This is a genomic window from Tessaracoccus rhinocerotis, assembly GCF_007197885.1.
Taxonomy (GTDB): Bacteria; Actinomycetota; Actinomycetes; order Propionibacteriales; family Propionibacteriaceae; genus Arachnia; species Arachnia rhinocerotis.
On the sequence record NZ_VKKG01000002.1, the window covers coordinates 509,335 to 522,532 of the forward strand.

Consider the following 13,198-nt stretch of genomic DNA (forward strand, 5'->3'; position numbering starts at 1 on the left):
ATCACGGCCCACCGCCGGCACGCGGACCCGAGCCCCGCGGTCCAAGACTTGGGCAAGGCAACCCTTATTTGAAAACACCCGATGATTAGGAAAGACTGGAGTGCGCAATTAGCGAAAGGAGGAGGCCGGTGTCGCAGGACCTGGAACTGGGCAGTGAGGCAGAGGTCTCCACCCGCCAGCGGGTGATCCGCAGCATTCTCGACGAGGGCCCCTCGACGGCGCGCCAACTCGCCGAACGGCTCCAACTCACCCCGGCGGCGATCCGCCGCCACCTGGGTGCCCTCCTGGCCGACGGGACCCTCGACCAGCACGAGCAGCGGGTCTACGGGCAGCGCGGCCGAGGTCGTCCGTCGAAGGTCTTCGCCCTGACGGATGCCGGACGCTCCGAGTTCAAGCAGGCCTACGACGACCTGGCCCTGGCCGCCATCCGCAAGCTGGTCTCCGCGGTCGGACCCACCGCCATCAGGGACCTGGCCACGGAGCGCCTCGCCCACCTCGAGGAGCGCTTCGAGCTCCTGCGGGCGACCGAGCCCGACCGGCCCGCGATGGAACTCCTCATCGAGGCCCTGGGCGAGGACGGGTACGCACCCTCCGTGCGCCCCGTGCGCTCGGGCGACCAGATCCTCCAGCACCACTGCCCGGTTGCCCACGTGGCCGCCGAGTTCCCGATGCTCTGCGAGGTGGAGACCCAACTGTTCGGCCGCCTCCTCGACTCCCACGTGCAGCGGTTGGCCACCATCGCCCACGGCGACGGTGTCTGCACCACGCACGTCCCCCGACCACTACCCACCCCGATCTCGCTCACCAGCAGGAAGTGACTCCAATGACACAGACAGCACCGCAGCAGGCCCCCGGCCTCGGCTCGACCCAGGACGAGCACCTCGAGGCCCTCGGCAGCTACCGATTCGGGTGGCACGACTCCGACGTGGCAGGCCAGACCGCCCGTCGTGGTCTGAACGAGGACGTCGTCAACAACATCTCGGACCTGAAGGACGAGTCCCAGTGGATGCGCGACCTGCGCCTCAAGGGCCTCAAGCTGTTCGAGCGCAAGCCCATGCCGAACTGGGGCGCAGACCTCAGCGGCATCGACTTCGACAACATCAAGTACTTCGTGCGCTCCACCGAGCGCCAGGCCCAGACCTGGGAGGACCTGCCCGAGGACATCAAGAACACCTACGACCGCCTCGGCATACCCGAGGCCGAGAAGGCCCGTCTGGTCTCCGGCGTCGCCGCCCAGTACGAGTCCGAGGTGGTCTACCACAAGATCAACGAGGAGCTCGAGCGCCAGGGCGTTCTCTTCCTCGACACCGACACCGCGCTGAAGGAGCACCCCGAGATCTTCGAGGAGTACTTCGGCACCGTCATCCCCGTCGGTGACAACAAGTTCGCCGCGCTGAACACGGCCGTGTGGTCCGGTGGCTCCTTCATCTACGTCCCCAAGGGCGTCCACGTCGAGATCCCGCTGCAGGCCTACTTCCGCATCAACACGGAGAACATGGGCCAGTTCGAGCGGACCCTGATCATCGTCGACGAGGGTGCCTACGTGCACTACGTCGAGGGCTGCACCGCCCCGATCTACTCCTCCGACTCGCTCCACAGCGCCGTCGTGGAGATCATCGTCAAGAAGGGCGCCCGCTGCCGCTACACGACCATCCAGAACTGGTCCAACAACGTCTACAACCTCGTCACCAAGCGCGCCACCTGCGAAGAGGGCGCGACGATGGAGTGGATCGACGGCAACATCGGTTCCAAGGTCACCATGAAGTACCCGGCCGTCTACCTGATGGGCGAGCACGCCCACGGTGAGACGCTGTCCATCGCGTTCGCAGGCGAGGGCCAGCACCAGGACGCCGGCTCCAAGATGGTGCACTGCGCCCCGAACACCACCAGCTCCATCGTGAGCAAGTCCGTGGCCCGCGGTGGCGGCCGTTCCTCCTACCGTGGCCTCGTCCAGATCGATCCGGGTGCAGTGCACTCGTCGTCCGGTGTGATGTGCGACGCGCTGCTCGTTGACACCATCTCCCGGTCGGACACCTACCCCTACGTGGACATCCGCGAGGAGGACGTTTCGATGGCTCACGAGGCCACCGTCTCCAAGGTTTCCGAGGACCAGCTGTTCTACCTCATGAGCCGCGGCATGGATGAGCTCGAGGCCACCGCCATGATCGTGCGCGGCTTCATCGAGCCGATCGCCCGTGAGCTGCCCATGGAGTACGCGCTCGAGCTCAACCGCCTGATCGAGCTCCAGATGGAGGGCGCGGTCGGCTGACCGTCGACCCGCACCGCACACATCCAGAGTTCGAGCACTAGAAGGATCTATCAATTGACCACCACTGTTGACACCCCGAACGTGGCCTCTGCCATCGAGACCGTCGAGTCCCACCTTCACCCCACGCCCTCGTGGGACCTCGAGGACCACGCGGTCCCGACGGGTCGCGAGGAGATCTGGCGCTTCACCCCGGTGAAGAAGTTCAAGCGTCTCTTCGACGCCGACGCCGAGGCCACGTCGCTGGACTGGGCATTCGACGTCCCCGAGGGCGTTACCGTCACCGAGATCAGCGCCGAACAGGCCCGTGAACTGGCCGTCGAGGCCCCCGTGGACCGGGTTGCGGCCGTCGCCGGTGCTCGCAGCGGGCACCGCATGCACATCCAGATCCCCGCCGACGGCGACTACGCCGAGCCGATCGTGTTCACCGCGACCGGTTCCGGTGGCCTGGCCCGCGACCACTTCATCCTGAGCGTCGGGGCCAATGCCCGCGCCACCGTCATCATCCGCTTCGAGGGTTCGGCCCTGTTCGCGGAGAAGTCCGACTTCATCATCCGCGACGGCGCGCAGCTGAACCTCGTCACCGTCCAGGACTGGTCCGATGACACAGTGCACGGCGGCCAGCGGACGGTGAGTGTCGGTCGCAACGCGCACGTCAAGACCGTCACGGCCTCGCTCGGTGGCGCCGCGGTGCGTCTGCAGGAGAACATGCGCTACGACGGGCCGGGTGGGGAGCTGGAGAGCTACGGCCTGTACTTCGTCGATGGTGAGCAGCACGTCCAGCACCGCCTGTTCGTGGACCACAACGAGCCGCACACCAAGTCCAACGTGGACTACCGCGGTGCCCTGCAGGGCAAGGGTGCGCACGCCGTCTGGATCGGTGACGTCCTCATCCGGAAGGCTGCGGAGGGCATCGACACCTACGAGTCCAACAAGAACCTCCTCCTCACCGAAGGCTGCCAGGCCGACTCCGTCCCGAACCTCGAGATCGAGACCGGCGAGATCGCCGGTGCCGGGCACTCGTCGTCGACCGGCCGTTTCGACGAACTGCAGCTGTTCTACCTGCGCAGCCGCGGCATTCCGGAGCAGGAGGCGCGCCGCCTGGTCGTGCACGGCTTCTTCTGGGACATCATCCGTCGCATCGGCGTCGAAGAGGTCCAGAACAAGATGCTGGAGCGCGTCGAGCGTGAGCTCGAGACGCTGGAAGCGGTCAAGGCGAAGGCATGACCTTCGTCACTGTTGCCGAGGTGGGTGAACTCGTCGACGACGTCCCGCTGTCAGCGGAAGTCGACGACGAGCTCACCGTCGCGATCGTGCGTCATGGGGGAACCCTCTACGCCATCGAGGACGAGTGCTCACACGGCAACGTGCCGCTGTCCGAGGGCGACGTCGAGGGCGGGACCATCGAGTGCTACCTGCACGGGTCCCGGTTCGACCTCGCCACCGGCGCGGTCCTGAACCTCCCAGCCACCGAACCGGTCCGGGTGTTTCCGGTCCGCGTCGAGGGCGAGAACATTCAGGTCGATCCCGACACGACCATCACAGACTTCACGAACTGACAACTTTTTCCCAAGGAGTACCCACACATGTCCACTCTTGTCATCACAGACCTGCACGCCGACGTCCTCACCGAGGACGGACCCAAGCAGATCCTCAAGGGCGTCAACCTGACGATCAACCCGGGTGAGATCCACGCCATCATGGGCCCCAACGGCTCCGGCAAGTCCACGCTGGCCTACGCCATCGCCGGCCACCCGAAGTACGAGATCACCACCGGCTCTGTCACCCTCGACGGTGTGGAGCTGACCGAGCTCAGCGTCGACGAGCGCGCCAAGGCAGGCCTCTACCTCGCCATGCAGTACCCCGTCGAGGTCCCCGGCGTCTCCGTCTCCAACTTCCTGCGCACCGCCAAGACCGCGCTGGACGGCGAGGCCCCGAAGCTGCGCCACTGGGTCAAGGACGTCGAGAAGGCGCTCGAGGGCATGCAGCTCGACAAGTCCTTCGCCAGCCGCTCGGTCAACGAGGGCTTCTCCGGTGGTGAGAAGAAGCGCCACGAGATCGCCCAACTGGAGCTGCTGAACCCGAAGGCAGCCATCCTTGACGAGACCGACTCCGGCCTCGACATCGATGCCCTGCGCGTCGTCTCCGACGGTGTCAACCGGTTCGCTGAGAAGGGTGACCGTGCCATGGTCCTCATCACGCACTACACCCGCATCCTGCGCTACATCGACCCGACTTTCGTCCACGTGTTCGTCGATGGCCACATCGTCGAGTCCGGCGGTCGTGAGCTCGCCGACAAGCTGGAAGCCAACGGCTACGAGGAGTACACCAAGGCCGCTGCTGCAGCAGCCGTCTGATCTGTTCCCAAAGGATACAGACAACAAGTAACCAGGAAGAGAAGGTGAACGTGTTCGACGTCGACGCCATCAGGCGCGATTTCCCGATCCTGTCCCGGACCCAGGGGGACCATCCCCTGGTGTACCTGGACTCGGGGAACACGTCGCAGAAGCCGCAGGCCGTCATCGATGCGCTGTCGGAGCACTACTCCCGGCACAACGCGAACGTGGCCAGGGCGATGCACCTCCTCGGGGCCGAGGCCACCGAGGCCTACGAGGGCGCCCGCAGCGCCGTCGCGGGCTTCATCGGGGCCGCCCGTCCCGAGGAGGTCGTCTTCACCAAGAACGCCTCCGAGGCGCTCAACCTGGCTGCCAACACGCTGGGTGCCGGGCTGCAGCCGGGAGACGAGGTGGTGATCTCCGTCATGGAGCACCACTCCAACATCGTTCCCTGGCAGTTGGTCTGCGAACGGACCGGCGCCACCCTGCGCTGGTTCGACGTGACCGACGACGGCCGCCTCGACCTTGAGTCGGCCGAACGGGACCACCTGATCAACGAGCGCACGAAGATCGTCTCGCTCACCTGGGTGTCCAACGTCGTCGGCACCCGCAACCCGATCACGGAGATCGCGGCCAAGGCGCACGAGGTCGGGGCCAACGTGGTGGTGGACGCCTCGCAGGCCGTGCCGCACCAGGCCACGTTCGTCCAGTCCCTCGGGGCCGACCTGATGGCCTTCACGGGCCACAAGATGCTCGGACCCACCGGCATCGGGGTGCTGTGGGGGCGCTACGACCTGCTCGCCTCCCTGCCGCCGTTCCTCGGTGGCGGCGAGATGATAGAGGTGGTCGAGATGGGCCACTCCACCTACGCCGCCCCGCCGTACCGGTTCGAGGCCGGCACCCCGCCGATCGCCCAGGCCGTCGGCCTGGGAGCCGCGGTCAAGTACCTCGAGGGCGTCGGGATGGACGCCGTCGAGGCCCACGACCACGAGATCACCGCCTACGCGCTGGACAAGCTGCAGGCCATCGACGGGCTCACCATCCTGGGACCGCGCGAGGCCGTGGAGCGGGGCAGTGCCCTGTCGTTCAACCTCGACGGCGTCCACCCGCACGACGTGATGCAGGTGCTGGACTCCCGCGGTGTCGCCATCCGCGGCGGCCACCACTGCGCGCGTCCGCTGCACAAACGCCTCGGGCACCAGAGCTCCACCCGGGCATCGTCCTACCTCTACACGACCACTGCTGAGATCGACGCCCTGGCCGACGCCCTGGTCCACACCCGCAACTACTTCGCACCGCGATTCGGGGGCTGAACACTTGAACATCGACGAGCTCTACCAGACCATCATCCTCGACCACTACCGCGAGAAGCACCACAGCGGACTGCGGGACCCGCACGACGCGCAGGTGCACCACGTCAATCCGTCCTGCGGGGACGAGCTCACGCTGCGGGTCCGACTCGACGGCACCACGATCGCCGACGTCTCCTACGAGGGGCTCGGCTGCTCGATCTCGCAGGCCTCGACGTCGGTGATGTCCGACCTGGTCATCGGCACCGAGATCCCACACTTCATGGGCCTGTACGATGACTTCCTGGAGATGATGCAGTCGAAGGGCAAGATCGAGCCGGACGAGGATCGCTTCGAGGACGCCATCGCCTTCGCGGGCGTCAGCAAGTTCCCCGCCCGCGTCAAGTGTGCGCTGCTCGCCTGGGCAGCGCTCCGCGACGCCGTCAGCCAAGCCACTGCCGAGGAGGCACTCTGATGTACGAAACCAACACCCGTCCCAGCGACCTCGTCAAGGACGACCTGCCCGACGTGGACGCCGGATCCACACTGCCCACCGAGGAAGAGGTCCTCGAGGCGATGAAGGACGTCGTGGACCCCGAGCTGATGGTCAACGTCGTCGACCTCGGCCTCGTCTACGGTGCCAGCGTCGACGACGAGGGCAACGTCACCCTCGACATGACCCTGACCTCGCCCACCTGTCCGCTCACGGACAAGATCGAGTACGACACCAAGTACGTCCTCGACGGCCTGGCCAAGTCCGTGACCATCAACTGGGTCTGGCTGCCGCCGTGGAGCCTGGAGATGATCACCGACGACGGCCGTGAGCAGCTGCGCGCCGTCGGCTACAACCTCTGACGAGACCGTCCACGCGGGCCGTCCCCCACCCGGGGGCGGCCCGTCGTCGTCCCCGGCCGTCGACGACCCGACACGCCGAGGGGATCCGGGGCGGGGGGAGCGGGTCCCCCTTGCACCGATTCCGTACGGCGTGTCGGGTCGGGCGGGTAGCGTCGGTGGCAAGCAACTGCGAGGAGGAGGCACCGATGCCCACACTGACCACCACCGGCGATGCACCCGTGGTTCTCCACTACACCGACACGGGCGGCTCGGGGCGCCCCATCGTGCTGGTCCACGGCTGGCCGCTGACCGGCGAGTCGTTCAAGGCCAACGAGGCGGCGCTCGTCGGGGCAGGAATGCGCGTGATCACTTACGACAGGCGCGGCTTCGGCCGGTCCGACAAGCCCGCCACCGGGTACCACTACGACAGGCTGGCCTCGGACCTGCACGACCTCGTGACCCACCTGGGCCTCCACGACGCCGTACTGCTCGGCTTCTCCATGGGCGGGGGTGAGGTGCTGCGCTACTGCTCGACCTACGGCACCGACGACGTCGCCGCGGTGGTCCTGTCCGGCTCCATCGCGCCCGCACTGGCCCAGGGCGAGGACAACCCCGACGGCGCGATGCCGTTCTCGGCGTTCCAGGAGATGTCGGCGGCCTGTGAGGCCGACCATCCCGGCTTCCTGGACCAGTTCATCACCAACTTCTACTCCACCGGCGACGGCCTCGTGGTCGGTGAGGAGGTGCGGCAGGTCGCGCTCGCCCTGGCGCTCCAGAGCGATCCCGGGGCCGCCGCGGAGTGCATTCTCATCTGGGCCACCGACCTGCGCGACGACTGCGCCCGCGTCGACGTGCCGACGCTGCTGATCCACGGCGACGGGGACCAGTGCGTGCCACTGGCCGCGTCCAGCTCCCGTACCGCCGAGATCATCCCGGGTGCGAACCTCCACGTGGTCAAGGGCGGCCCGCACGGCGCCAACGTCTCCCACCGGGACGAGTGGGAGCGGGCGCTGATCGACTTCGTCAACGCACTGTGAGACACGTCGCCGGGCGTACGGTTGGGGCATGAACACCGATGTGGTCGTCTCCGTCATCACGGGCATCCTGGTCCTGATCGGGCTGGCGGGGATCGTCGTGCCCGTCCTGCCCGGCAGCGTCACCATCATCGTCGGGCTGCTGCTGTGGGCGGCCTTCATCGGCGGGCCGCTCGGTTGGGTGGTCTTCGGTGTCGGCGCGCTCCTGTGCGTGGCCGGGATGCTCGCCACCTACGTGCTGACGGGACGGGTGCTCAGGCGCGAGAAGATCCCGAACCGGTCCGTCGTGATCGGCCTGGTCATGGGTGTCGTCGGCATGTTCCTGGTGCCCGTCGTGGGGTTGCCGCTCGGGTTCGCGGTGGGCATCTTCGCCGCCGAGTACCTGCGTGTGGGGGAGGTGCCGGGTGCGCTGAGGTCCTCCTGGCAGGCGATCAAGGCCGCCGCGCGTGGGATCCTCGTCGAGTTCGGCCTCTCAGGCCTGGCTGTGGTGACCTGGCTGGTCGGGCTCTCGCTGCGCTTCTGAGGCGGCTGGCCCGCGCCGGGTGAGCTTCAGCGATGCCACCGCGAGCGCGAGGTCGATGACGCTCTGCGACACCAGGAGGCCCACCGCGATCCACAGCCGCGTCGCCGACGAGCCTTCGCCCAGGATCGCCACTGCGGCGAACACCGTCGCCAACAGCAGGGGCGCGAACCGGAGGTAGCCGGGCAGGACCACCTGCCACAGCCGAGCCAGGTGGCGGCCACCGCGGATGAACCAGCCGTCGGCCAGCGACCAGCCGTTGGACACGACGAGCGCCAGCGCCATCGGAAGCAGCGCCCACCAGCCGCCGCTGGGGCCACCCGTGACCACCAGCAGGATGACGGCCCAGACCCCGCAGACCAGGCTCAGGATGCCGATCATGATGCCGTAGTGCAGCATCATGAACCTCGACGTGGAGGTCTGCCTCGCCATCGTGTCGAGCCTGACGAGGGTCCCTGCGACGGACAGGGCCATCGCCAGCACCGTGTAAACCAGAAGGTCCGGGAGCCCGACCGCACCGGAGAGCAGCGGCACGAGCGGCAACAGGGTGCCGGCGACGATCAGGGAGAACTGCACGACGGTGGCGACGGCGGGCGAGGTCCGGGCCGCGACGGACTGGAGCACGCCGATCCCGAGGACACGGAGCAGGAAGTTCACTGGCCACATGTTGCCGCATCGGGGGTTCTTCCTGGGGAGGGTAGACTCGCCCCTTGTGCTACAGGTCAAGGATCTTGAGGTGCGGGCGGGAGCCCGCCTGCTGCTGTCCCCGGTGTCCTTCCAGGTGATTGCCGGCGACCGCGTCGGACTCGTGGGTCGCAACGGTGCCGGGAAGACCACGCTGACGAGGATTCTCGCCGGCGAGGGCCAACCCGCCGGCGGGGACGTCACCCGCTCCGGCCAGCTCGGCTACCTCCCGCAGGACCCCCGTTCCGGCGACCCGGAGCAGATCGCCCGTGACCGCATCCTCGGGGCCCGCGGCCTCGACCTGGTGATCCGACGCCTCCGCCGGGCCGAGGAGGACATGGCCCTCACCGACGGTGCGGAGCGCGACAAGGCGATGGCCGCCTACACCCGCGCCGAGGACGCCCTGCAGGTGGCGGGCGGGTACGGTGCGGAGGCGGAGGCGGCCCGGATCGCCGCCAACCTCGGCCTTCCGGACCGCGTGCTCTCACAGCCACTGAAGACGCTCTCGGGCGGGCAGCGGCGCCGCATCGAACTGGCCCGGATCCTGTTCTCCGATGCCGACACCCTGCTGCTCGACGAGCCCACGAACCACCTCGACGCGGACTCGATCGTCTGGCTGCGCAGCTACCTGCAGAACTTCTCCGGCGGACTGATCATCATCAGCCACGACACCGAGCTGCTCGACGCCGTGGTCAACAAGGTCTTCCACTTGGACGCCAACCGTGCCGAGATCGACGTGTACGCCATGAACTGGAAGCGCTACCTGCAGCAGCGCGACACCGACGAGAAGCGCCGCAAGCGCGAGTTCGCCAACGCGGAGAAGAAGGCGACGCAACTGATGGCGCAGGCGGACAAGATGCGCGCCAAGGCCACCAAGGCGGTCGCTGCCCAGAACATGGCCAAGCGCGCCGAGAAGCTGATGGCCGGCCTCGAGGGGGAGCGGCAGGCGGACCAGGTCGCCAAGATCCGGTTCCCCGAGCCCGCCCCCTGCGGCAAGACGCCGCTGCGTGGCGACGGCCTCTCCAAGGCCTACGGCTCCCTCGAGGTGTTCACGGCCGTCGACCTCGCGATCGACAAGGGCTCCAAGGTGGTCATCCTCGGCCTCAACGGGGCAGGCAAGACCACGATGCTGCGCATCCTGGCCGGCATCGAGGAACCCGACACCGGGGAACGGCTCCTCGGGCACGGCGCCCGCCTCGGCTACTACGCGCAGGAGCACGAGACGCTCGACGTGAACCGCAGCGTGCTGGACAACATGGTCTCGGCCTCGCCCAACCTGAACGACACCGAGGTGCGCAAGGTGCTCGGCTCCTTCCTGTTCAGCGGCGACGACGTCACCAAGCCCGCGAAGGTGCTCTCGGGCGGGGAGAAGACCAGGCTCGCGCTCGCGATGCTGGTGGTCTCCGCCGCGAACGTGCTGCTGCTGGACGAGCCGACGAACAACCTCGATCCCGCCTCCCGCGCCGAGGTGCTCAACGCCATCCGCACCTACGCCGGGGCAGTCATCCTCGTCACGCACGACCCGGGCGCCGTCGAGGCGCTGGAGCCGGACCGGGTCCTGGTGCTGCCGGACGGCGTCGAGGACCTGTGGAGCGACGAGTACCAGGAACTGGTCGACCTGGCCTGATCGTTCGCGCAGCCCGCGTGCGCACTCGCGCACCGCGCGGGCGGCTTCTCACTAGTCTGGAGTCTCAAGGACGAACAGGAGACACGATGGCGCGAATCAAGTTTGGGACCGGCGGCTGGCGAGCGATCATCGGGGACGAGTTCATCCGGGCCAACGTCCGGCTGCTGTCCGCCGCGCTGGCCGGGAAGATGGTGGACGAGGGTGTCGCCGAGCGCGGCATCGTCATCGGCTACGACCGACGGTTCCTTTCAGACATCGCCGCCCAGTGGGCCGCCGAGGTGTTCGCGGGAGCCGGGATCCCGTGCCAGGTGATCAAGGTCGCCCAGGCCCCCACGCCGCTGATCATGTGGACCGTCAAGGACCAGGGCCTGCCCTACGGCATGGCCATCACCGCATCCCACAACCCGGCCCTCTACAACGGCATCAAGGTGTTCACCGCGGGCGGCAAGGACGCCGACGAGGACGTGACGTGCGACGTCGAGGAGCGGATGGGCGCCCTCGAGGGCGAGGCCGAGGCCGGGATCGCGAGCATCGACTACCCCAAGGCCGTCGCCAGTGGGGCGATCGAGGAGATCAACCCCTTCAACGGCTACATCGACTCGATCATCTCCCAGGTGGACATGGAGGCCATCCGGGGCGCGCAGTTGAAGGTGGCGCTGGACCCGATGTACGGGGTCTCGCGCACCTCGCTGCAGACCATCCTGCTCACGGCCCGGTGCGAGGTCGACGTCATCAACGACCGCCACGACACGCTCTTCGGCGGCAAGCTGCCCTCCCCGACGAGCGCCGGCCTGTCCGCGCTGAAGCGGTTCGTGGTGGACAACAAGGCCGACCTGGGGATCGCCACCGACGGCGACGCTGACCGCATCGGCGTCATCGACGACCTGGGCAACTTCCTGCACCCCAACCAGCTGCTCGTCATCCTCTACTACTACCTGCTCAAGTACAAGGGCTGGAAGGGGCCCGTGGTCCGCAACGTGGCCACCACGTCCCTGCTCGACGACGTGGCCGAGCGCTTCGGCGAGAAGTGCTACGAGGTACCCGTCGGGTTCAAGTGGATCTCCGGCAAGATGCTGGAGACCGACGCCATCATCGGGGGCGAGTCCTCCGGGGGCCTCACCGTGCGCGGCCACATCTCCGGCAAGGACGGCATCTACGCCGCGGCGCTGCTGGTGGAGATGATCGCCGTGGTGGGCAAGTCGATGAGCGAGATCTACGAGGAGATCACGGGACAGTTCGACCCGCACTACATGGCCGAGACCGATTTCGCCTTCGACCCCGAGCGCAAGCCCGAGATCCTGAAGACGCTCATGGAGGACCGGCTGCTGCCGGACTTCACCGCGAACGTGGTCGACACCAGCTACACCGACGGCTGCAAGGTCTACTTCGACAATGGCTGGATCATCGCCCGCTTCTCCGGGACCGAGCCGCTCCTGCGGATCTTCTGCGAGATGCCGGACCAGGAGCAGGCGGAGCAGGCCTGCGAGGAGTTCCGCCAGTTCCTGGGCCTCTGAGGCCTGCAGGATGCGAAAGAACCCGGTGGGCGTGCGCCCACCGGGTTCTTCACTGCCACGGGGTTGGTCAGCTGAAGCGGACCATGTTGTTGAAGACCTCCTTGGTGACGGTGCGGTAGCCGGTCCCGGCGCGCTCGATCACGTCAGCGGTCACGAAGGTGCGGCAGCCGTTGCGGCCGGTGAGGTCCGTGTCGCACTCGGTGCGCCACTGGCGCCCGTCGCTGCTCCACGTGGCCGTGCCCTGGTAGACGCCGTTGCCGGCCAGCGGGTTGCCTGCCCAGGCCGCGCGGGGGGCAGGCTTGTAGGTCAGGTTGTTGAAGTACCAACCCGACTTGTTGACGTAGCGGCCACCCGCATAGATCACCTGGGTGGCCCAGATCTCTGTCTCGCAGCGGTCGATGGTGGAGGAATACGTCCCGCAGTCGGTGGCCCACTGGCGGCCGTTCTTGCTCCAGCGGCCCTCGGTCAAGTAGATGTCCACGTTCGAGCCGTCCTGGCCGGTGCCCGGAGAGGTGGAGCCGCCACCTGCAGCGGGACGGAGGTTGGCGCACTGGTCCTCAAGGTTGCCGTCGGCGGTGTTGCCGGTGCCCGTTGGGGCCGGGGTGTTGGACTTGCACTGGATGTTTCCGCCGACGCGGTTGTTGTTGAGGACCTTGGCGCCGGAGCGGTTGCTGAACAGCTGGATGTCGCCGTCGACGCGGTTCGCGGACAGAGTGATGGCGCCGCCCTGCTCGAGCTGGATGTTGCCTTCCACCCGGCTGTTACTGACGGCGACCGAGCGGTGGCCCTGGCTCTGGATGTTGCCGCCGACGGTGACGTTGTTGGCCGAGAGGGTGGCATTCGACCCGAGTTCGACGTTGCCGTCGATGCTGGTTCCGCTGAGGGTGCAGGACGCACCGGAGGGGACGATCACGTTGCCGTCGACGTGGGTCGCGCCGATGCTGCCGCGACAGGTTCTGTCGTCGGCGGAGGCTGTTGGGGCTGCGAGGGCGAGGCCGCCGATCGCCAGTGCCGCGCTGGCCGTGACGGCGAGGAGACGCTTCATCGTGTTCTGCCTTTCGTTGGGGGGACCGTTGGTACAGATCCAACCGGCC

Annotated in this window: 14 protein-coding genes; 12 read left to right on the forward strand and 2 right to left on the reverse strand. The window is 67.5% G+C overall.

What is annotated here, in order from left to right:
* The first annotated feature begins 128 nt into the window (after nt 1-128).
* The 10 genes from FOJ82_RS07500 to FOJ82_RS07545 all read left to right on the forward strand — a co-directional run bounded on the left by FOJ82_RS07500 (nt 129) and on the right by FOJ82_RS07545 (nt 8,282).
* Nucleotides 129-818 (forward strand): helix-turn-helix transcriptional regulator, encoded by a 690-nt coding sequence (locus tag FOJ82_RS07500; protein ID WP_246099794.1) that lies wholly within the window; start codon nt 129-131, stop codon nt 816-818.
* Nucleotides 819-823: 5 nt separating this feature from the next.
* On the forward strand, nt 824-2,269 hold the full coding sequence (sufB, locus tag FOJ82_RS07505) for a Fe-S cluster assembly protein SufB (RefSeq protein ID WP_143937830.1): 1,446 nt from the start codon (nt 824-826) through the stop codon (nt 2,267-2,269).
* A gap of 54 nt (nt 2,270-2,323) precedes the next feature.
* The gene (sufD, locus tag FOJ82_RS07510; protein ID WP_221933059.1) at nt 2,324-3,493 is read left to right on the forward strand and encodes a Fe-S cluster assembly protein SufD; all 1,170 of its coding nucleotides are present in this window, start codon (nt 2,324-2,326) and stop codon (nt 3,491-3,493) included.
* Nucleotides 3,490-3,825 carry a Rieske (2Fe-2S) protein gene (locus FOJ82_RS07515; RefSeq protein WP_143937832.1) on the forward strand — a complete coding sequence of 112 codons (336 nt, stop codon included), beginning with the start codon at nt 3,490-3,492 and terminating at the stop codon, nt 3,823-3,825. Before sufD ends, FOJ82_RS07515 begins: the two co-directional genes overlap by 4 nt.
* Before the next feature lie 27 nt (nt 3,826-3,852).
* Nucleotides 3,853-4,623, forward strand: a complete 771-nt coding sequence (sufC, locus tag FOJ82_RS07520) for a Fe-S cluster assembly ATPase SufC (RefSeq protein WP_143937833.1) — start codon at nt 3,853-3,855, stop codon at nt 4,621-4,623.
* A 50-nt stretch (nt 4,624-4,673) separates the two neighbouring features.
* On the forward strand, nt 4,674-5,915 hold the full coding sequence (locus FOJ82_RS07525) for a cysteine desulfurase (RefSeq protein ID WP_221933074.1): 1,242 nt from the start codon (nt 4,674-4,676) through the stop codon (nt 5,913-5,915).
* A 4-nt stretch (nt 5,916-5,919) separates the two neighbouring features.
* On the forward strand, nt 5,920-6,366 hold the full coding sequence (gene sufU, locus FOJ82_RS07530; protein ID WP_143937835.1) for a Fe-S cluster assembly sulfur transfer protein SufU: 447 nt from the start codon (nt 5,920-5,922) through the stop codon (nt 6,364-6,366).
* On the forward strand, nt 6,366-6,746 hold the full coding sequence (locus FOJ82_RS07535) for a metal-sulfur cluster assembly factor (RefSeq protein WP_143937836.1): 381 nt from the start codon (nt 6,366-6,368) through the stop codon (nt 6,744-6,746). Before sufU ends, FOJ82_RS07535 begins: the two co-directional genes overlap by 1 nt.
* A 185-nt stretch (nt 6,747-6,931) precedes the next feature.
* Nucleotides 6,932-7,762 (forward strand): alpha/beta fold hydrolase, encoded by an 831-nt coding sequence (locus tag FOJ82_RS07540; protein ID WP_143937837.1) that lies wholly within the window; start codon nt 6,932-6,934, stop codon nt 7,760-7,762.
* Between the two features lie 28 nt (nt 7,763-7,790).
* On the forward strand, nt 7,791-8,282 hold the full coding sequence (locus tag FOJ82_RS07545; protein ID WP_143937838.1) for a DUF456 domain-containing protein: 492 nt from the start codon (nt 7,791-7,793) through the stop codon (nt 8,280-8,282).
* Here the strand turns inward: FOJ82_RS07545 and FOJ82_RS07550 are convergent.
* On the reverse strand, nt 8,232-8,936 hold the full coding sequence (locus FOJ82_RS07550; RefSeq protein WP_143937839.1) for a DUF6498-containing protein: 705 nt from the start codon (nt 8,934-8,936) through the stop codon (nt 8,232-8,234). The two genes, FOJ82_RS07545 and FOJ82_RS07550, sit on opposite strands and share 51 nt — an antisense overlap.
* 55 nt (nt 8,937-8,991) lie before the next feature.
* On the opposite strand from FOJ82_RS07550, the gene FOJ82_RS07555 reads away from it, so the two are divergent.
* Together FOJ82_RS07555 and FOJ82_RS07560 are read left to right on the forward strand one after the other, a co-directional pair.
* A complete protein-coding gene (locus FOJ82_RS07555) occupies nt 8,992-10,590 on the forward strand; it encodes an ABC-F family ATP-binding cassette domain-containing protein (RefSeq protein WP_143937840.1) in 1,599 nt (532 codons plus the stop codon).
* 86 nt (nt 10,591-10,676) lie between these two features.
* A complete protein-coding gene (locus tag FOJ82_RS07560; RefSeq protein WP_143937841.1) occupies nt 10,677-12,104 on the forward strand; it encodes a phosphoglucomutase/phosphomannomutase family protein in 1,428 nt (475 codons plus the stop codon).
* A 67-nt stretch (nt 12,105-12,171) separates the two neighbouring features.
* On the opposite strand, the gene FOJ82_RS16170 is transcribed toward FOJ82_RS07560, so the two are convergent.
* Nucleotides 12,172-13,149, reverse strand: coding sequence for a hypothetical protein (locus FOJ82_RS16170; RefSeq protein ID WP_185975673.1), 978 nt, complete (start codon nt 13,147-13,149; stop codon nt 12,172-12,174).
* Nucleotides 13,150-13,198: the final 49 nt, after the last annotated feature.